General features: G+C 62.4%; 18 protein-coding genes and 1 pseudogene. 11 read left to right on the top strand and 8 right to left on the bottom strand.

Features of this window, described 5'->3' with window-relative positions; translation table 11 throughout:
- Window positions 1-71 precede the first annotated feature (71 nt).
- The 9 genes and pseudogenes from AC6GQJ_RS03940 to cysE all read left to right on the top strand — a co-directional run bounded on the left by AC6GQJ_RS03940 (window position 72) and on the right by cysE (window position 8667).
- Window positions 72-491 (top strand): phage major tail protein, TP901-1 family, encoded by a 420-nt coding sequence (locus AC6GQJ_RS03940; RefSeq protein ID WP_500771982.1) that lies wholly within the window; start codon window positions 72-74, stop codon window positions 489-491.
- Window positions 491-808, top strand: coding sequence for a gene transfer agent family protein (locus AC6GQJ_RS03935; protein ID WP_500771980.1), 318 nt, complete (start codon window positions 491-493; stop codon window positions 806-808). The genes AC6GQJ_RS03940 and AC6GQJ_RS03935 overlap by 1 nt, the downstream gene beginning before the upstream one ends.
- Entirely contained in the window at window positions 805-1044 is a 240-nt protein-coding gene (locus AC6GQJ_RS03930) for a rcc01693 family protein (protein WP_500771978.1), read from the top strand. The genes AC6GQJ_RS03935 and AC6GQJ_RS03930 overlap by 4 nt, the downstream gene beginning before the upstream one ends.
- The gene (locus tag AC6GQJ_RS03925; protein ID WP_500771976.1) at window positions 1041-1706 is read left to right on the top strand and encodes an RcGTA-type gene transfer agent tail tape measure protein; all 666 of its coding nucleotides are present in this window, start codon (window positions 1041-1043) and stop codon (window positions 1704-1706) included. The genes AC6GQJ_RS03930 and AC6GQJ_RS03925 overlap by 4 nt, the downstream gene beginning before the upstream one ends.
- 23 nt (window positions 1707-1729) lie before the next feature.
- Entirely contained in the window at window positions 1730-2365 is a 636-nt protein-coding gene (locus tag AC6GQJ_RS03920; protein ID WP_500771974.1) for a phage distal tail protein, Rcc01695 family, read from the top strand.
- Window positions 2362-3250 (top strand): annotated as a pseudogene (locus AC6GQJ_RS03915) (phage/gene transfer agent baseplate hub protein). The gene AC6GQJ_RS03920 and the pseudogene AC6GQJ_RS03915 overlap by 4 nt, the downstream one beginning before the upstream one ends.
- Window positions 3247-3696: an NlpC/P60 family protein gene (locus tag AC6GQJ_RS03910; protein WP_500771972.1), complete on the top strand. Its 450-nt coding sequence runs from the start codon at window positions 3247-3249 to the stop codon at window positions 3694-3696. The pseudogene AC6GQJ_RS03915 and the gene AC6GQJ_RS03910 overlap by 4 nt, the downstream one beginning before the upstream one ends.
- Window positions 3696-7661: a baseplate multidomain protein megatron gene (locus AC6GQJ_RS03905; RefSeq protein ID WP_500771970.1), complete on the top strand. Its 3966-nt coding sequence runs from the start codon at window positions 3696-3698 to the stop codon at window positions 7659-7661. Before AC6GQJ_RS03910 ends, AC6GQJ_RS03905 begins: the two co-directional genes overlap by 1 nt.
- A 193-nt stretch (window positions 7662-7854) precedes the next feature.
- Window positions 7855-8667, top strand: coding sequence for a serine O-acetyltransferase (gene cysE, locus AC6GQJ_RS03900; protein ID WP_500771968.1), 813 nt, complete (start codon window positions 7855-7857; stop codon window positions 8665-8667).
- A gap of 75 nt (window positions 8668-8742) precedes the next feature.
- Here cysE and AC6GQJ_RS03895 read toward each other — a convergent pair whose 3' ends face one another.
- The 6 genes from AC6GQJ_RS03895 to AC6GQJ_RS03870 all read right to left on the bottom strand — a co-directional run bounded on the left by AC6GQJ_RS03895 (window position 8743) and on the right by AC6GQJ_RS03870 (window position 15034).
- Entirely contained in the window at window positions 8743-10080 is a 1338-nt protein-coding gene (locus AC6GQJ_RS03895; RefSeq protein WP_500771966.1) for a pyruvate dehydrogenase complex dihydrolipoamide acetyltransferase, read from the bottom strand.
- A gap of 10 nt (window positions 10081-10090) precedes the next feature.
- On the bottom strand, window positions 10091-11473 hold the full coding sequence (locus AC6GQJ_RS03890) for a pyruvate dehydrogenase complex E1 component subunit beta (protein WP_500771964.1): 1383 nt from the start codon (window positions 11471-11473) through the stop codon (window positions 10091-10093).
- A 14-nt stretch (window positions 11474-11487) separates the two neighbouring features.
- The gene (gene pdhA / locus AC6GQJ_RS03885; RefSeq protein WP_500771962.1) at window positions 11488-12498 is read right to left on the bottom strand and encodes a pyruvate dehydrogenase (acetyl-transferring) E1 component subunit alpha; all 1011 of its coding nucleotides are present in this window, start codon (window positions 12496-12498) and stop codon (window positions 11488-11490) included.
- A 126-nt stretch (window positions 12499-12624) separates the two neighbouring features.
- A complete protein-coding gene (locus tag AC6GQJ_RS03880; protein ID WP_500771960.1) occupies window positions 12625-12924 on the bottom strand; it encodes an FtsB family cell division protein in 300 nt (99 codons plus the stop codon).
- Window positions 12925-13015: 91 nt separating this feature from the next.
- A complete protein-coding gene (locus tag AC6GQJ_RS03875) occupies window positions 13016-13792 on the bottom strand; it encodes an SDR family NAD(P)-dependent oxidoreductase (protein WP_500771957.1) in 777 nt (258 codons plus the stop codon).
- 54 nt (window positions 13793-13846) lie between these two features.
- Window positions 13847-15034 (bottom strand): phosphoglycerate kinase, encoded by a 1188-nt coding sequence (locus AC6GQJ_RS03870; RefSeq protein ID WP_500771955.1) that lies wholly within the window; start codon window positions 15032-15034, stop codon window positions 13847-13849.
- A 126-nt stretch (window positions 15035-15160) separates the two neighbouring features.
- On the opposite strand from AC6GQJ_RS03870, the gene AC6GQJ_RS03865 reads away from it, so the two are divergent.
- Both AC6GQJ_RS03865 and AC6GQJ_RS03860 read left to right on the top strand, forming a co-directional pair.
- Entirely contained in the window at window positions 15161-15670 is a 510-nt protein-coding gene (locus AC6GQJ_RS03865) for a peptidylprolyl isomerase (RefSeq protein WP_500771953.1), read from the top strand.
- Complete coding sequence (locus AC6GQJ_RS03860) at window positions 15660-16214, top strand: peptidylprolyl isomerase (protein WP_500771951.1); 555 nt, start codon at window positions 15660-15662, stop codon at window positions 16212-16214. Before AC6GQJ_RS03865 ends, AC6GQJ_RS03860 begins: the two co-directional genes overlap by 11 nt.
- 75 nt (window positions 16215-16289) lie before the next feature.
- Here AC6GQJ_RS03860 and AC6GQJ_RS03855 read toward each other — a convergent pair whose 3' ends face one another.
- Both AC6GQJ_RS03855 and AC6GQJ_RS03850 read right to left on the bottom strand, forming a co-directional pair.
- Entirely contained in the window at window positions 16290-16808 is a 519-nt protein-coding gene (locus AC6GQJ_RS03855) for a bactofilin family protein (RefSeq protein ID WP_500771949.1), read from the bottom strand.
- Window positions 16798-18129 (bottom strand): DUF5930 domain-containing protein, encoded by a 1332-nt coding sequence (locus tag AC6GQJ_RS03850; protein ID WP_500771947.1) that lies wholly within the window; start codon window positions 18127-18129, stop codon window positions 16798-16800. Before AC6GQJ_RS03850 ends, AC6GQJ_RS03855 begins: the two co-directional genes overlap by 11 nt.
- Between the last annotated feature and the right edge of the window lie 112 nt (window positions 18130-18241).

Here is an 18241-nt window from a genome sequence, read left to right as displayed (position 1 = left end):
CTGAGGCGAGCCTGACCGTGCGCCTGCACGGCACCGACATCTTTCAATTTCAGACCTAATGGAGAAGACCTATGGGTGCTCAGAACGGAAAAGACCTGCTGATCAAGGTGGATATGACATCGGACGGCCAGTTCGAGACAATCGCGGGGCTGCGCGCCACGCGTGTCAGTTTCAACGCCGAGGCCGTGGATGTGACCAGCCTTGAAAGCCAGGGCGGCTGGCGTGAGTTGCTGGCGGGGGCAGGGGTTCGCACCGCCAGCATTTCGGGGTCGGGTGTGTTCAAGGACGAAGGAACAGACGAGCGGGCGCGGCAGATCTTCTTTGACGGGGAAGTGCCGGATTTTCAGATCATCATCCCCGATTTCGGCATTGTGGAAGGCCCGTTTCAGGTGACGGCCCTTGAGTATAGCGGCAGCCATCAGGGGGAGGCGACCTATGAGTTGTCGCTCGCCTCGGCGGGGGCGTTGACCTTTACCGCACTGGTTGCGTGATGGGTAATCCGTGGCGGGGGGAAGTCCGCCTTGTGGTGAATGGCCAGCCTTGTGTCATGCGACTGACGCTCGGGGCGCTGGCGGGGCTGGAGGCGGCACTTCAGGAGCCGTCACTGGTCGCGCTGGTGGAGCGGTTCGAGCAGGGGCGGTTTTCCAGTGGCGATGTTCTGGTCCTGCTGCGGGCGGGGCTGGCGGGGGGCGGGTGTCCTGTCCCCCCCGAGGCGCTGGATCATGCCGAAATTGAAGGTGGTCCCATGGCGGCGGCACGAGCGGCGGCCGAGTTGATCGCGCGCGCCTTTGTGGTGCCCGATCCATGACAGGGAACCGCACGAAGGGATTGGACTGGCCTGCATTGATGCGGGCCGGTCTTCAGGGGTTGCGCCTGACGCCCGAGGCGTTCTGGGCGCTGACCCCTGCCGAGTTGCAAGTGATGCTGGGCGATCCGGGGCAGTCCGCCCCGTTGCTGAGTGACGGGTTGGAGGCGTTGATGGCTGCTTGGCCCGATGCCGCTGGCCCCGCCACGGACGAGACACCGCAAAGGGGCGAGATATGAGTGACTATTCAGACGAGATCGCAGGGCTGGAGGAGAACACCGACGGGTTGCGACAAAGCTTGGACGCGGCATCGGTGATGGTGACCAGCTTTGACAGCGAGCTACGCCGCATGCGGGAGAGCCTGTCGGCCACCGGTAAGGACGTGGCGACCCTTGAGAAAGGGCTGTCGCGGGGATTGCGCAAGGCCTTTGACGGGTTGGTGTTTGACGGGATGACCCTGTCGGATGCGTTGCAGACTGTGGGGACGTCGATGATGAACGCGACCTATAACGCGGCGATGAAGCCGGTGACGGACCATTTCGGGGGGCTGATCACCTCGGGGGTGGGCAGTCTGGTGCAGGGGTTACTGCCCTTTGCCGATGGGGCGCCGTTTTCCCAAGGCCGTGTGATGCCCTTTGCCAATGGGGGGATCGTCAGTTCTGCCACCCCGTTCGGAATGCGCGGGGGCATGGGTGTCATGGGAGAGGCCGGCCCCGAAGCCATCATGCCGCTGGCCCGTGGTCCCGACGGGAAGCTGGGGGTGCGCGCCGGAGGGGGCAGTGCCCCTGCCACGGTGGTGATGAACATTACCACGCCGGATGTTCAGGGCTTTGCACGGTCCCAGAACCAGATCGCCGCACAGATGAGCCGCGCCCTTGGGCGTTCCAACAGAAATCGCTAAGTTTTTTTCAGGGGAGAAAAGACATGTATTTCCATGAAGTACGCTTTCCCGCGTCTCTGAGCTTTGGCTCGGTCGGGGGGCCGGAACGGCGCACCGAGGTTGTGACCCTTGCCAACGGGTTCGAGGAGCGCAACACACCGTGGGCCCATTCGCGCCGCCGCTATGACGCGGGACTGGGGATGCGGTCGCTTGACGATGTCGAGACATTGATCGCCTTTTTCGAGGCCCGTATGGGTCAGATGTACGGGTTTCGCTGGAAAGACTGGTCGGATTACAAATCCTCCGCTGCCAGTGGCACTGTGGCCTTTGAGGATCAGCGGATCGCGCTGGGCGACGGGGTGAGCCAAGCGTTCCAGTTGCTCAAGACCTATCGGTCGGGCGGCCATTCCTATGCAAGACCCATCACCAAGCCTGTGTCGGGCACGGTGCGCGTGGGGCTTGGTCGTGACGAGATGCGTGAAGGTGTGGATTACGATGTCGATCTGGCCACGGGCGTTGTGACCTTTCGCCATCCGTCGGAACAGGATGTCGAGATCACGGCAGGCTTCGAGTTCGACGTGCCGGTGCGTTTCGACACAGAACAGATCCAGACCTCGGTTGCGAGCTTTCAGGCGGGCACGGTGCCGAATGTGCCCATCGTCGAGGTGCGTGTCGCATGAGTGGGCAAAGCGAAGAGTTTCTGGCGCATGCGTCCACGGGGCTGACGACCCTGTGTCGGGCATGGGCAATCACCCGCACAGATGGTGAGACCTTCGGGTTCACCGATCACGACTGTGCGTTTTCCTTTGAGGGGATCGAGTTCCGCGCGGCCTCTGGTCTGACGGCGTCGGCCTTGGCGCAGTCCACGGGTCTGAGTGTGGACAATACCGAGGCGCTGGGGGCGTTAACCGATGCCGCCGTGCGTGAGGATGACATTGAGGCAGGCCGGTTTGACGGTGCCGAAGTGCGTGCGTGGCTGGTGAACTGGGCGGAGACGGACACTCGTTGGCTCCAGTTTCGTGGCACGATCGGGGAAATCCGTCGTGCGGGCTGTGCCTTTCACGCCGAGTTGCGCGGGTTGACCGAGGCGTTGAACCGTCCTTTGGGCCGTATCTATCAAAAGCCGTGTACGGCGGTGCTGGGCGATAAGGCCTGCGGGTTTGACACCTCGCAGGCGGGGTATCACGTCGATGTGCCGTTGCTGCGGGTCGAGAAGGGCCGTGTGTTCGAATGGGACGCGCTGAACGGGTTCGAGCCGGAGTGGTTCCAGCGCGGACGGTTGGATGTGCTAAGCGGTGCCTCTAACGGGCTGTGGGGCATGATCAAGCGTGATGCCATCGAAGACGGTGTGCGCCGGCGTCGAGCTGTGGGAGCCGATCCGCGGGGCGCTGGCGGCGGGCGATATGCTGCGTTTGACGGCGGGTTGCGACAAGCGGTTCGAGACCTGCCGCCTGAAGTTCGCCAATTTGCTGAACTTTCAGGGCTTTCCCGACCTTCCGGGTGACGACTGGGTCATGGCCTATCCCACCAGTGGACGCGCCAATACCGGAGGGAGTCTGCGATGAGTGACATGGCCCTTGAGATTGTCGGCCATGCGCGGGCGTGGATCGGGACGCCGTATGTGCATCAGCAGGCTACGCGCGGCGCGGGCTGTGACTGTCTGGGCCTTGTGCGCGGCGTGTGGCGCGGGATGAAGGGGAGCGAGCCGGAGCGCCCGCCATCCTACACCATGGACTGGTCCGAACCGCAGGGCGAGGAGCGCCTGTGGGCCGCTGCCCTGCGCCATCTGACCCCGAAACCCGTCACGCACGCTGCCGTGGGCGACGTTGTGCTGTTTCGCATGCGTGCGGGCGGCGTTGCGAAACATCTGGGTATCCAGACCGAAACCGGCGCGCAGGCGGCATTCGTGCACGCCTATAGCGGCCAAGGCGTGGTGGAAAGCCCGCTGAGCCAACCATGGGCGCGACGTATCGTGGCGCGCTTTGAATTTCCGACCGAGGAGGTCTGCTGATGGCGACTGTTGTACTTTCTGCTGTGGGGGCTGCCGTTGGCGGGTCTTTGGGCGGTACGTTTCTGGGGTTGTCCTCGGTTGTGCTGGGCCGCGCCGTGGGGGCGACCCTTGGGCGGGTGATTGACCAGCGCCTGATGGGGCAGGGATCGGATGTGGTGGAGCATGGCAAGGTGGACCGTTTCCGTCTGACCAGTTCCGGCGAGGGGGCGGCCATTTCGCAGCTTTACGGGCGCATGCGCTTGGGCGGGCAGGTGATATGGGCGTCGGATTTCCTTGAAACCGTTTCCCAGAGCGGCGGTGGCGGGAAGGGCGCGCCCTCGGGGCCGACGGTGAATTCCTATAGCTATTCGGTCAGCCTTGCGCTGGCGATCTGTGAGGGCGAGATCACGCGCGTTGGCCGCATCTGGGCCGATGGCGAGGAACTGGCGATCAACGACCTGAACATGCGCGTCTATACCGGCTCGCAGGACCAGTTGCCCGATCCGCTGATGGAAGCGATCGAGGGGCAGGGGCTGGTGCCTGCCTATCGCGGCACCGCCTATGTGGTCATCGAGAACCTGTCGCTGGCGCAGTTCGGCAACCGTGTGCCGCAGCTGTCCTTTGAGGTGGTGCGCCCCGAACAGCCCGATCAGGACGGCGCGCAGGACGAGATGACCCGCGCCATCCGCGCAGTCGCCATGATGCCGGGCACGGGGGAATATGCGCTGGCCACCACGCCAGTGCATTATGTCGACCAGTCTCGCGCGCGTTGGATCGCCAATGTGAACACCCCTGCGGGTCAGACCGATTTCGCCGCGTCGATGGAGGGGCTGAATGACGAGTTGCCCAATTGCGAGGCGACGTCGCTGATTGTGTCGTGGTTCGGTGACGACCTGCGCTGCGGGTCGTGCACGCTGCGCCCCAAGGTCGAACGCAAGGATGTCGAGGGCGAGAACATGGCGTGGCGCGTTTCGGGGATGGACCGTGCTGCGGCCCAGCAGATCGCAAGCGTCGAGGGGCGGCCGATTTATGGCGGCACGCCGTCGGATGAGTCGGTTGTCGAGGCGATTCAGTCGCTGAATGCGGCGGGCAAGGCGGTGATGTTCTATCCCTTTGTGCTGATGGATCAGGGGCAGGATAACACGCTGCCCGATCCGTATGATCCGGTCGACACGCAACCGCATCTGCCGTGGCGTGGGCGCATCACGCTGTCGGTGGCACCGGGGGTGGCGGGATCGCCGGATGGTACTGCCGCAGCCGATGCCGAAGTGGACGCGTTTTTCGGAACCGCCACGGCGGCGGATTTCGAACTGTCGCCGGTGCTGAACCTCTTTGACCTGCTTGCGGGCCGTGAAGAGGAGTTGGTGCGGTATAACGGACCCGAGGAGTGGTCGCTGTCGCGGTTCATCCTGCACTATGCGTCCCTGTGCGCGGTGGCTGGGGGCGTCGATGCATTCTGTATCGGGTCGGAATTCCGTGGGCTGACGCAGATCCGCGGGGCGGGCAACAGGTTTGTCGTGGTGGAGAAACTGCGCGCTCTGGCGGCAGAGGTGCGCGCCATTCTGGGGCCGGATACCAAAATTTCCTATGCCGCCGACTGGACCGAGTATTTCGGCTATCAACCGCAGGACGGATCGGGGGACCGTTATTTCCATCTTGATCCGCTGTGGGCGGATGCGAACATCGACTTTGTCGGCATCGACAACTACATGCCGCTGTCGGATTGGCGCGACGGTCAGGACCATGCGGATGCGGGCTTTGGCAGTATCTACAACCTCGACTATCTGCGCACCAACATTGCGGGCGGCGAGGGCTATGACTGGTATTACCACTCGCCCGAGGCCGAAGCTGCGCAAATCCGCACCCCGATCACGGATGGCACCCATGACGAGCCTTGGGTGTGGCGGTATAAGGATATCCGCAACTGGTGGGCGAATGTGCACCACGACCGGATCGGGGGCCAGCGTGCGGCGCTGCCCACCGCGTGGGAGGCCGGATCAAAGCCGATCTGGTTCACCGAACTGGGTTGTGCGGCAGTGGACAAGGGCACAAACCAGCCCAACAAGTTTCTGGATCAGAAATCCTCGGAAAGCAGTCTGCCGAAACATTCCAGCGGTGCGCGCGACGATCTGATCCAGAAGCAGTATCTGCGGGCGATGCATTCCTATTGGGCGGATGAGGCGAACAACCCGGCGGCAGTGGCGTATGACGGTGCCATGGTCGACATGCGCCGCGCCTTTGTCTGGGCGTGGGACACGCGGCCCTATCCGTTCTTTCCCAACGCGACCGGCACGTGGAGCGACGGCGAGAACTATACCCGTGGCCACTGGATCAGCGGTCGGACCTCGGGGCGGACGCTGGCGTCGGTCGTGGCCGAGATCTGCGAGCGTGCGGGGCTGACGGCCTATGATGTCTCGGGTCTGTTCGGCTACGTGCGCGGCTATGTGATCGACGATGTCGCATCGGCCCGCAGCGCCTTGCAGCCTTTGATGCTGCGCTATGCCTTTGACGCGATTGAACGGGACGGTGTGCTGCGCTTTGTGATGCGCACGGGGCTGGACGCGACGGCGTTGCCGTCCGAGCAGTTTGCCATCAGTTCCGATCTGCAGGGGCGGCTTGAGCAGTCGCGCGAGTCCGAGGCCGATCTGGCAGGGCGGGTGCGCCTTCGCTTTGTCGAAACGGACGGGAATTTCGATGTGCTGTCGGAAGAGGCCATTCTGGCCGATGATGCGACCCATGCGGTGTCCACATCCGATCTGCCGATGGCGCTGACACGTCCCGAAGGGCGGCAGGTCACAGAACGCTGGCTGGCCGAGGCGCGGATCGCGCGCGAGGCGGTGCGGCTGGCCTTGCCCCCGTCCCTGATCGGGGTGGGCGCGGGTGACGTGATCGAGATCGCGGCGGACCAGTCCGAGGGGCCGGGTCTGTACCGTGTGGACCGCGTCGAAATGGGCGAGATGCAGTTGCTGGAGGCGGTGCGGATCGAACCGGAGGTCTATGTGCCCTCGGAACTGTCCGATGAACTGGCCGCTGTGCGAGAATTTGTGCCGCCTGTGCCGCTTTCCTCGGTTTTGCTAGATCTGCCCCTTCTGACGGGGGAGGAGGTGCCCCACGCGCCCTATGCCGCGATTTCCGGCACGCCGTGGCCGGGAACGGTGGCGGTCTATCAGTCGCCGACCGACTCGGGGTTCTTCCTCAACTCGATTGTGGCGGCGAGATCGACCATCGGCTTTACCAAGTCGCCCTTGGGGCGTGCACAAGGCGGGCTGGTGGACCGTGGTGACGCGCTGGAGGTCGAGCTGATGCATGGCGCGGTGGAATCGACCTCGGATGCGGCTTTGCTGAACGGGGCCAATCTGGTCGCCATCGGGGACGGGACGCCGAACAATTGGGAGTTGTTCCAGTTCCGCGATGCCGAACTGATCGCGCCGGGGCGGTATCTGCTGAGCCATCGCTTGCGCAACCAGTTGGGCAGCGATGCGGTCGGGCCGGATGTGTGGCCGGTGGGATCGTGGATCGTGGTGATGAACGGGGTGCCGTCGCAGATCGAGCTTGCGCGGAACCTGCGGCGTGTCGCCCAGACCTATCGCGTGGGACCAGCGCGGCGCGGCTATGACGATCCGTCCTACCAAACGTTCGTGCACGCGTTCGACGGCAACGGGCTGCGGCCCTACCGTCCTGTGCATCTGCGGGCGCAGGAGGCGGGTGGCGATCTGCATGTGTCTTGGGTGCGCCGGACCCGTCTGGATGGTGACGACTGGGATCTGCCGGATGTGCCATTGGGTGAAGACAGCGAAAGCTATACCGTGCGGGTACAGCAGGGGGGGCAGGTGATCCGCGAGGTGGCTGTTTCGTCGCCCGCGTGGACCTATGACAGTGCGATGCGGCAGGCTGACGGGCTGACGGCGGGTTATCGTATTGCGGTGGCGCAGAACTCGGCGCGGTTCGGTGTGGGGCCGTTCAACACCATTGAGGTTGGGGTTTAGGGCGGCCGTTACAGGCTCTGGACGTTATTCCTTACACGCGTGGCGCGGTGTATCTTGACGGTGCACCGCGTTTTGTCACGTCCGCTCAACGCCCTGATTTTCCTGACATCGTCCCTCGTGATCGCACACATAACAGCTTTGCGTTTGGATTATCGGGCTTATGTAGGGTAAGGACGCACCGAAAGGACATGCCATGGCTGATCTGAGAACGAACATTTCCGCGATTGACCCTTTGTGGGAACAAATCAACGAAGAGGCACGCCAAGCGGTTGCGGACGAACCCTTGGTCGGAGGGTTCGTGCATGCATGTATCCTGCATCACAAATCCATCGAGAAGGCGCTGTCTTATCGGATTGCGGCCAAGTTGGCGTCGAACGAAATGTCGATGGTCGTGGTGCGCGAGATCGTTGAAGAGGCCTATCAGAAAGCGCCCGAGCTGGTAGATGCGGCCCGTGCGGACCTTGTAGCGGTCTACGAGCGTGACCCAGCCTGCCATCGCATGGTGCAGCCGATCCTGTATTTCAAAGGGTATCAGGCGATCCAGGCCTATCGCGTCGGGCATTTCCTGTGGACCGAGGGGCATTACGATCTGGCCTATTTCTTCCAGATGCGCGTGTCGGAAATCTTTGGCGTCGACATTCACCCTGCTGCGAAGATCGGCAAAGGGATCATGATCGACCACGCCCATTCCATCGTCATCGGTGAAACAGCGGTGGTGGGCGAGAACGTGTCGATGCTGCATTCGGTGACACTGGGCGGGACCGGTAAGGAAGAAGAGGACCGTCACCCGAAAATCGGCAACGGCGTGCTGATCGGGGCGGGCGCGAAAGTGCTTGGCAATATCTCGATCGGGAATTGCAGCCGGATCGCGGCCGGGTCGGTCGTGCTGGAGGATGTGCCGTCGTGCAAGACCGTTGCGGGTATTCCGGCGCGGATTGTGGGCGAGGCGGGCTGTGACCAGCCAGCGGTTTCGATGAACCACATGTTGGGCAAGAACGAAGCCTGAGCGTTTCCAGACAGTTAGAATGAAAAAAGCCGGAGCGGTATGCTCCGGCTTTTTTTGTATTTATGGGACGTAAAATTACGCCAACATAGCCAGCGGGTTTTCCAAGTTTTCGACGATGGCGTTAAGCAGTTGCGCGCCCAGTGCGCCGTCGATCACGCGGTGATCGACCGACAGGGTGACGGACATCACCGTAGCCACGGACAGTTCGCCATCTTTGCCGACGACAGGTTTCTTGACGCCCGCGCCCACGGCCAAAATGGCGCCGTGCGGCGGGTTGATGACCGCGTCGAAGTTGTCGATCCCGAACATCCCGAGGTTGGAGATGGCAAAGCTGCCGCCCTGATATTCATGCGGTGCCAGTTTGCGATCGCGCGCGCGGGTGGCGAGGTCTTTCATCTCTGCCGACAAGGTCGACAGCGATTTCTGGTGCGCGTCTTGCAGGACGGGAGTGAACAGCCCGCCTTCGATGGCGACCGCAACGGCCACATCCGATGGCGTGAGTTTCAGCATCCGGTCACCGGCCCAGACGGCGTTGGCGTCGGGTACGGTTTGCAGGGCAAGGGCGCAGGCCTTGATGATGAAATCGTTCACCGACAGCTTCACACCGCGATCCGCCAGTTGCGCGTTCAGCGTGCCGCGGAATTCGAGCAGGGCGTCCAGCTTGATATCCCGACGCAGATAGAAATGCGGGACGGTTTGCTTGGCTTCGGTCAGACGGGCGGCGATGGTTTTGCGCATCCCGTCCAGCTTGACCTCTTCGTATTCGCGACCCTCGTACATGCGCGCAACGGCATCGGCGGACAGTCCTGCGGGCGCTGCTGCTGCGGCGGCGGCCGGCGCGGAGGCTGCTGGCGCGGCGGATTTCTCGGCCGGTTTGGCTTCGGCGGCTTCCACGTCGGCTTTGACGATCCGGCCATGCGGGCCGGAGCCTTTGATGTCGGTCAGGTCCAGACCCTTTTGCGCCGCGATGCGACGGGCAAGGGGCGAGGCAAAGATGCGCTTGCCATCACCACCAGTCGGGGCGGCGGGGCTCGGCGTGGCATCGGTGGCGCCGCGCCCGTGGCCCTTAGCCGGTGCGGTGGCGTCGGAGGCTTCGGCGGGGGCCGCGTCGCTGCTGGCCGGTTCCTTGGCGGGGGCAGCAGAGGTGTCGCCGATGTCATCCGCGCTTTCACCATCTTCGAGAAGCACGGCAATCGCGGTGTTGACCTTGACCCCTTCGGTGCCTTCCTCGATCAGGATCTTGCCGATTGTGCCCTCATCGACGGCTTCGAATTCCATCGTGGCCTTGTCGGTTTCGATTTCGGCAAGCAAGTCGCCGGACGACACGGTGTCGCCCTCTTTTACCAGCCATTTCGCGAGCGTGCCTTCCTCCATCGTAGGGGACAGGGCGGGCATGAGAATTTCTGTCGGCATCTCCGGCTCCTTAGCGGTAAGTGACTTGTTTGACAGCGTCGATGACCTCGTCCGTGGTCAGCAGCGCGTGCTTTTCGAGGTTCGCGGCATAGGGCATCGGAACATCCTTACCGGTGCAGTTGATCACTGGCGCGTCCAGATAGTCGAACGCTTCCTGCATGATCACCGAACTGATGTAATTGCCGACGGAGCCTTGCGGCCAACCTTCCTCCACAGTCACGCAACGGTTTGTTTTGCGGACTGAATTCAGGATCGCGGCGGTGTCCATCGGGCGCAGGGTGCGCAGGTCGATGACGTCGCAGTTGATCCCGTCCTCGGCCAGCTTTTCCGCAGCGGCCAGCGCGTATTGCATGCCGATCCCGAAGGACACGATGGTGCAATCGTCGCCTTCGCGCCAGATACGCGCCTTGCCGAACGGTACCGTATAGTCTTCGAGGTCCGGCACATCGAAGCTGCGCCCGTAAAGGATTTCGTTTTCAAGGAAGATGACGGGGTTGGGGTCGCGGATCGCGGTTTTCATCAACCCTTTGTAGTCCGAGGCCGCATAAGGCATCACGACTTTCAGGCCGGGGATTTGCATAAACCACGCGGCGTAGTCCTGGCTGTGTTGCGCGCCCACGCGGGCGGCGGCACCGTTCGGGCCACGGAACACCATGGGCGCGCCCATCTGGCCGCCGGACATGTACAGCGTTTTGGCCGCCGAGTTGATGATCTGGTCCATCGCCTGCATGGCGAAGTTGAAGGTCATGAACTCCACAATCGGGCGTAGACCGCCAAAGGCCGCGCCGACCCCGATACCGGCAAAACCGTGTTCGGTGATGGGCGTGTCGATCACGCGTTTGGAGCCGAACTCATCCAGCATCCCTTGGGAAATCTTGTACGCGCCCTGATACTCGGCCACTTCCTCACCCATGAGGAAGACCGTTTCGTCGCGGCGCATTTCTTCGGCCATGCCGTCGCGCAATGCCTCGCGCACGGTCTGGGTTTTCATCTCGGTGCCTTCGGGCCAGTCGGGGCTGGTGTCGGCCTTGGGCGCGTCTGGCACGCTGGCTGGTGTCGATGCCGTGTCGGGCGACGCGGGCTTGCCTTCCTCGCTGTCGAGCGCGGCGGGGGCAGGGGCCGAGGACGTTTCGATGTCGTCGACGCTTTCACCTTCTTCGATCAGGATGGCGATGGGGGTGTTAACTTTGACGCCCTCGCTGCCCTCTTCGATCAGGATCTTGCCGATGATGCCTTCATCGACGGCTTCGAACTCCATCGTCGCCTTGTCGGTTTCGATCTCGGCCATGATGTCGCCAGAGGAGACAGTGTCGCCTTCCTTAACGAGCCATTTGGCCAATGTGCCTTCTTCCATGGTCGGAGAGAGGGCGGGCATAAGAATTTCGGTTGCCATGTTAATCTCTCCCCTTACGCGTTCTGCGGTGCCGTTTCGGCGTAGATATCTGTCCAAAGCTCATCAAGCGCGGGCTCGGGGCTTTCCTTGGCGAATTCGGCGCTGGCGTTCACGACCTCTTTGATCTCTTTGTCGATGGCCTTGAGGTCATCTTCGGTGGCGTGTTTGCCGGTCAGCAGCATGGTGCGCACCGCTTCGATCGGGTCGCGTTCGTCGCGCATTTTCTGCACTTCCTCGCGGGTCCGGTACTTGGCCGGATCCGACATGGAGTGGCCGCGATAGCGGTATGTCTTAATTTCGAGAATATAGGGGCCTTTGCCCGCGCGGCAGTGTTCAACGGCCTTTTGACCAGCAGCCTTGACCGCCAGCACGTCCATGCCGTCCACTTCCTCGCCCGGGATGCCGTAGGCCGCACCGCGTTCCCAATAGCTGGGCGATTTGGTGGAGCGTTTGGTCGAGGTGCCCATGGCGTATTGGTTGTTCTCGATGACAAAGATCACCGGCAGCGCCCACAGTTCGGCCATGTTGTAGGCCTCATAGACCTGACCCTGGTTCGCGGCACCGTCCCCGAAATAGGTGAAGGTCACGTTGTCGTTGCCCTTGTACATGTCGGAAAAGGCAAGACCCGCCCCCAGTGGCACCTGCGCGGCAACGATGCCGTGGCCGCCGTAAAAGTGCTTTTCCTTGCTGAACATGTGCATGGAACCGCCCTTGCCTTTGGAATAACCGCCTTCGCGGCCCGTCAGCTCGGCCATGACGCCGTTGGGGTCCATGCCGCAGGCCAGCATGTGGCCGTGGTCACGATAGGATGTGATGCGTTTGTCGCCTTCCTTGGCCGCAGCCTCAAGCCCCACAACAACCGCCTCTTGACCGATATACAGGTGGCAGAAGCCCCCGATCAGGCCCATGCCATATAACTGGCCCGCCTTTTCCTCGAACCGTCGGATCAAAAGCATGTCGCGGTAGTAGCCCTTAAGCTCCTCCGCCGACACGTTCGGTTTTGTCGTGGCTTTGCGCGCGGCCATGGGCAACCTCCCTCAAGAGAAATAGTTTAGCGTTAAACTATCTATTACAGGATTCGGACACGGGGGGCGAGTAGGAATGTGCCGCCACGTCATAGCGGTTGCAAGCTGCTGCAAAAGCGGGCGGTGTCAGCGGATCACGATCTCGTCGCTGCGCAACATGCCCAAGACGCTGCGCGCCTGTTCGTCCAGCAGATCAAGGTCCAGATAGTCGTCGGACAGGCGGCGGGTCAGGTTTTCCATCTCGGCCACTTGGGCCTGCACAGACTTTAGCTGCGCGGTCAGGTCATGCACTTCGGCGTCGATTTCGGCGCGGCGGAACAGGCCGTAATCCCCCTGCACGGCGGCAAAGGTAAAGTAGACGCCCAACGCGAACGCGATGGCGAAAAAGATGACTGTTCCCAATGCGGGTCGTGCTGTGCGGGTCATGGACTGCTGCCTTTGTGCCGCCTCTTGTGGGCGGTCCAAGGCAGTATGACACAGGTGATTCGCCGTGTGAATCCCCTTTGCACCCGCAGCGTCAGTGTTTTTTCATTATTCTGCCGTTCATCCGCGCCGTCAGCGCACGCGGCGTCAGGCGGGGCAGGAAGGCGATCAGCTTGTTCATCCAACCGGGCACAACGATGCGCGTGCCTTGCATGGCCTGTGCCCAGCCTTGTTCGACCACGGGGCGGGGCGCCATCGGTTTGGCAAATTTCAGCAGGCGGGAATTGCCCATGCCCGCATCGTCGAAAAAGTTGGTCGCCGTGGTGCCGGGGCACAGGGCGGTGACGGTCACGGGGCTGCCGCGCAATTCCTCGGCCACCGCTTCGCTCAGCGACAGGACATAAGACTTTGTGGCGCAATAAACCGCCATATGCGGACCCGGTGCAAAGGCCGCGATTGAGGCGACGTTCAGGATACGGCCGCGCCCCAGCGTTTTCATATGCGGAATGGCCAGATGCATCAGCCGGGTCAGCGCCAGCATGTTCACCTGCATCTCGGCCAGTTCACGGTCCCACGGGACACTGTCGGAAAACGTGCCGTTCGCGCCAAGGCCCGCATTGTTGACCAGCACATCCACCTCGCGCCCCTCGGTCGCTTCGGACCACAGGCGTTCGACGTCGTCCATGCGCGACAGGTCGGCCGTGATCACCACCGCCTCGACCCCCATGGCGCGGACCTCGGCGGCGACCTTGTCCAGCTTGTCGGTGGAACGCGCGGCAAGGATCAGATTGCGCTTGTCCTTGGCCGCGACGCGGGCGAATTCCACGCCCAATCCTTCGGATGCGCCCGTGATCAGTGTCCAGCCAGCCATGTGTTCTTCCCTTCGGGTTGTCGTTTGGTCTGGCCCGTCACGTAGGGCGGGGGGCTATTGCATCAATGCCGCAACGCCCGGCAATTCCTTGCCTTCCATCCATTCCAGAAACGCGCCACCGGCGGTGGAGATATAGGTAAAGCTGTCGGCAACGCCCGCTTGGTTCAGGGCCGACACTGTGTCGCCACCCCCTGCAACTGTCACCAGTTCGCCCGCATCGCTCAGGGCGGCGGCGGCTTTGGCGGCGGTCACTGTGGCGGTGTCGAAGGGGGCAATTTCGAACGCGCCAAGCGGGCCGTTCCAGATCAGGGTTTTGAGTGTGCCGAACGCTTCGGCGATCTCGGCGGCGGCGGCATCGCCCGCATCCAGCACCATCTGATCGGCCTCAAGCACTGTGTCGGCATTGAGCGCAATGATCTCGTGATCGGCATGGGCGGCGAATTCACGCGCCACGCGCCCGTCCGTCGGCAGGATCACGCGGCAACCGGCCGCTTCGGCCGCGGCAAGGATGTCGCGCGCGGTGTCGTGCAGATCCGCCTCTTGCAGGGATGCGCCAAGGTTTGCGCCTTGGGCGGCGATAAACGTGTTGGCCATGCCGCCACCGATCACCAGCAGGTCGATCTTTTTCACGAGGTTCTGAAGAAGGTCGAGCTTGGTCGACACTTTGGCACCGCCCACAACGGCTCCGACAGGGCGCTTGGGTGTGGCAAGGGCCGCTTCCAGCGCGCTCAACTCGGCCTGCATCAGACGGCCTGCACAGGCAGGAAGCAAATGCGCCACGCCGGTGGTCGACGCATGGGCACGGTGCGCGGCGGAAAACGCGTCGTTACAGTAGACATCGCCCAGACCGGCAAGGAACTCGGCCATGGCGGGGTCATTCGCCTCTTCCATGGGGGAGAAGCGCGTGTTCTCGATCAGGATCACTGCATCGGCGGGCTGGGCATCGATGAAGTCACGGCTGGGGCGTTCCACGAAGGTGACGAGGCAGCCAAAGGCTTCCTCAAGCGCGGGTACCAGCGGGGCAAGGGACATCTCGGGCACGACCTTGCCCTTGGGGCGACCGAAATGTGCCAGCAGGACGGGGCTGCCGCCTGCGGCGCGGATGTCTTTGACGGTCGGCACGATCCGTTCAATGCGGGTGGCGTCGGTGACCTTGCCGTCATCCATCGGCACGTTGATATCGACCCGCGTCAGCACGCGTTTGCCCGCAAGGTCCATGTCGTCGAGTGATTTCCAGCCCATCGTGATGCTCCTGTCGTTTTGTCACGCCTTGCATCGCGGCAATTGGCCGTGGGGTCAATGCGCGTCTTGTCGTTGCGCACCTCTCGGCTTAGGTAGGTGGGCAAATAAACGAGGAAAGTACACATTATGGCCGAAATCAAAGACCCAGAGAACACGATCCTGATGGAGCTGAAAGGCGGCACCGTCGTTATCGCGTTGATGCCCGACGTCGCCCCTAAACATGTGGAGCGTATGAAGGAACTGGCCCGCGCAGGTGAATATGACAACGTCGCATTCCACCGCGTGATCAAGGACTTCATGGCGCAGACCGGCGATGTACAGCACGGCGACATGGAAGACGGGTTCAACATCCGCATGGCCGGTACCGGCGGGTCCGACAAGCCTGATGTGCCTGCCGAATTCTCCAAGATCCCCCATGCGCGCGGCACTCTGGGCGCGGCACGTTCGTCCAACCCGAACAGCGCCAACAGCCAGTTCTTCATTAACTTCAAGGACAACGATTTCCTGAATGGCCAGTACACCGTGTACGGTCAGGTTATCGAAGGCATGGAACATGTGGACGCGATCACCTTGGGTGAACCGCCCGCCGAACCCGACCGCATGATCAGCGTGAAAGTGGCCGCCGATGTTGCGTAAAAGCGCGGCACTGCTGGCCCTGCTGGCCGCGTCTCCGGCGCTGGCCACGGGCATCGACATCACCGTCGCGGGCGAAGCCAACGGCGTGATCTCGATCGACCTGCTGGAAGATGTCGCGCCCAACCACGTGGCGCGCATCACCGAACTGGCAGAAGAGGGCGCCTATGACGGCGTCGTCTTCCACCGCGTGATCGAAGGGTTCATGGCCCAGACCGGTGACGTGCAGTTCGGCAAGCAGGAAGCCTATGGCGACGGCATGGCCGGACGCGGCGGGTCGGACAAGCCCGACCTTGATGCCGAATTCTCGGATGTCAGCTTTGAGCGTGGCGTGGTCGGCATGGCCCGTTCGCAAAGCCCCAACAGCGCCAACAGCCAGTTCTTCATCATGTTCGCACCGGGTCCGTTTCTGGACGGCCAGTACACGGTAGTGGGCAAGGTGACATCCGGTCTGGACGTGCTGGACGGGATCAAGCGTGGCCGTGGCCAGTCGGGTTCCGTTCCGGGTGAGCCTGATGTGATGTCCAGCGTCACCGTCACCGAGTAATCACGCCGGATACAGAAACGAAAAAGGGCGCCGCATCGGATATGCGGCGCCCTTTTTTATGACTGGAAGCTTGGCTTAGTCTGCTTTGGGCGCAGGGGCCGCTTGTGCAGGCGCGCGGCCTTGGGCTTGCTTGGCACCGGCGTTCAGAGGGTCGTCCTGACGCTGCACGGAGCCTTCGAAATGCGCACCGCTCTCGATGGCGATGGTTTTGTGGATGATGTCACCTTCGACGCGGGCGGTCGATGTCAGGCGGACCTTCAGGCCACGCACGCGGCCCACAATGCGGCCGTTGATCACAACATCATCGGCAATCACTTCGCCCTTGATGGTGGCGCTTTCGCCGATGGTCAGCAGGTGGGCGCGAATGTCGCCTTCGACAGTGCCTTCGACCTGAATGTCACCGGTGGTTTTCATGTTGCCGGTGATGTGCAGATCCGACGACAGAACAGATGCAGGGGGCTTGGCCTTTGGGGCGCTTGCCTTGAATTCGCTTTGCTTTGGTGCGGCCGACGCCGGAGCAGGAGAAGAGGAGGCTGCCGATTTGGTCGTGTCAGCGCCTGGGCCTGGTTCGTTGATTTTGCTTTTAGAAAACATCGTTCGCTGCCTTGATATAGATCATGGGGTTTACGGCTTTTCCGCCAACGCGGACTTCATAGTGCAAGTGTACGCCTGTCACCCGTCCAGAAGCTCCCATATCACCAATCCGCTGCCCGCGCGAGACCCTTTGACCAACTTTCACGTTAAGTTTCGCAAGGTGCGCATAGCGGGTTTCGATGCCGAATTCGTGCTGGATTTTGACAAGGCGGCCATAGCCGGATTGCCAGCCGGAGTGGGTCACAACGCCATCTGCGGTCGCATAAAGCGGTGTGCCAAGCCCTGCGGCAAAGTCCACACCGTTGTGCATGCGGCGACCACCGGTTTTGGGGTCGCGGCGATAGCCGAAGGAAGAGGTGAAGCGGAAAGAGCTTTTGACCGGCGACGCGAAAGGCGCCTTTTGCGCGGCGATGCGGTACAGGTTCAACTGGTCCATCTGGTTCAGCAACTTGTTGGCGCGTAGGGTGTCGGGGCTGGGTTCTTCGCCACGGGTCGAGAATGTCAGCGGGGTCAGCGGACCACCCTGACCGGAATAGCCACGGCGCACCTGTTCGATGATGCGTTCGGTCGGCATGCCAGCGGCGCGGAACATCTTGTCCAGCGGCGACACGGAGACGGTCATCGCTTCTTCGAGCTGGCGGAAAATCTGGTCGTTCTGTTCTTTCATCAGCGCGATTTCCGAGGCCATCTCGTCCGCAGCCAACAGCGCCTCTTGGGCGTCCTCGACAACCTTGTCACGCTCGGCGGCGGTCTTGGCGAGGGCTTGGGCAACAAAGTCCATCGGCGCGCCTGCGCCCGATCCGGCCAGAACGCTGCCTGCACCTTCGGATTCAATCTGGGTTTGCAGTGCGTCAAGCTGGTCACGGGCAGCTTCGCGGTCCTGCATGGTGCCGCGAAGGGTGGACTGGATCACTTCGATCCCTGTCTCAAGCTCGCGGCGGCGTGTTTCAGAGGCGAGAAGCTCGGTCTGCATCACGGAAATCTGGGTAAGGGCGGCGTTGAACCGCTCTTGCGCGGCAAGCGCCTCTTCGGCGCGGCGGTCGCGCTGGCTGGACAGGTCGTTCAGGCGGGCCTGATAGGTGCGCTGGTCGCGCTTGGCCTGTTCGCGGAAGTTGCCCGCGCCGATGCTGTCCATCAGCAGGATCGCGGTCGCCACAATGGCCCAAGCAACCACAAAGGAACTGCCCGCAAAGGCCAGAAGCTGTGTGCCGGATCGCAGACGGATGAACCGCGTGTCACTGTCAGATTTCAGAAACACCCGACGTTCCGGAAAATAGTGTTCCAGAAGGCCATGAATTTTTATACCGAGGCGTGTTCGCAAAGCGCTCGTCCCTTGTCCCGTCCCAATTGTGCCACGCGTATCCCCAATCGCGTGCCATGCGCGTTGTGCATAAGAGGGTGGCCCGCTTGCGGCAACCCTCTAGGCTGTGACC

The sequence above is a fragment of the Tateyamaria sp. 7Alg 36 genome (genome assembly GCF_059882455.1).
Note: the sequence above shows the minus strand (reverse complement) of the source record. Positions and strands in the feature narration are given on the sequence as shown.

Bases quoted from the DNA above. Each gene is read 5' to 3' on its own strand.
- AC6GQJ_RS03875 (WP_500771957.1), bottom strand. From the start codon at position 13,792: ATGGCTGGCTGGACACTGATCACGGGCGCATCCGAAGGATTGGGCGTG.
- AC6GQJ_RS03865 (WP_500771953.1), top strand. From the start codon at position 15,161: ATGGCCGAAATCAAAGACCCAGAGAACACGATCCTGATGGAGCTGAAA.
- AC6GQJ_RS03895 (WP_500771966.1), bottom strand. From the start codon at position 10,080: ATGCCGACAGAAATTCTCATGCCCGCCCTGTCCCCTACGATGGAGGAA.
- AC6GQJ_RS03935 (WP_500771980.1), top strand. From the start codon at position 491: ATGGGTAATCCGTGGCGGGGGGAAGTCCGCCTTGTGGTGAATGGCCAG.
- AC6GQJ_RS03855 (WP_500771949.1), bottom strand. From the start codon at position 16,808: ATGTTTTCTAAAAGCAAAATCAACGAACCAGGCCCAGGCGCTGACACG.
- AC6GQJ_RS03905 (WP_500771970.1), top strand. From the start codon at position 3,696: ATGGCGACTGTTGTACTTTCTGCTGTGGGGGCTGCCGTTGGCGGGTCT.
- AC6GQJ_RS03910 (WP_500771972.1), top strand. From the start codon at position 3,247: ATGAGTGACATGGCCCTTGAGATTGTCGGCCATGCGCGGGCGTGGATC.
- AC6GQJ_RS03860 (WP_500771951.1), top strand. From the start codon at position 15,660: ATGTTGCGTAAAAGCGCGGCACTGCTGGCCCTGCTGGCCGCGTCTCCG.
- AC6GQJ_RS03940 (WP_500771982.1), top strand. From the start codon at position 72: ATGGGTGCTCAGAACGGAAAAGACCTGCTGATCAAGGTGGATATGACA.
- cysE (WP_500771968.1), top strand. From the start codon at position 7,855: ATGGCTGATCTGAGAACGAACATTTCCGCGATTGACCCTTTGTGGGAA.
- AC6GQJ_RS03925 (WP_500771976.1), top strand. From the start codon at position 1,041: ATGAGTGACTATTCAGACGAGATCGCAGGGCTGGAGGAGAACACCGAC.
- AC6GQJ_RS03880 (WP_500771960.1), bottom strand. From the start codon at position 12,924: ATGACCCGCACAGCACGACCCGCATTGGGAACAGTCATCTTTTTCGCC.
- AC6GQJ_RS03920 (WP_500771974.1), top strand. From the start codon at position 1,730: ATGTATTTCCATGAAGTACGCTTTCCCGCGTCTCTGAGCTTTGGCTCG.
- AC6GQJ_RS03930 (WP_500771978.1), top strand. From the start codon at position 805: ATGACAGGGAACCGCACGAAGGGATTGGACTGGCCTGCATTGATGCGG.
- AC6GQJ_RS03890 (WP_500771964.1), bottom strand. From the start codon at position 11,473: ATGGCAACCGAAATTCTTATGCCCGCCCTCTCTCCGACCATGGAAGAA.
- AC6GQJ_RS03870 (WP_500771955.1), bottom strand. From the start codon at position 15,034: ATGGGCTGGAAATCACTCGACGACATGGACCTTGCGGGCAAACGCGTG.
- pdhA (WP_500771962.1), bottom strand. From the start codon at position 12,498: ATGGCCGCGCGCAAAGCCACGACAAAACCGAACGTGTCGGCGGAGGAG.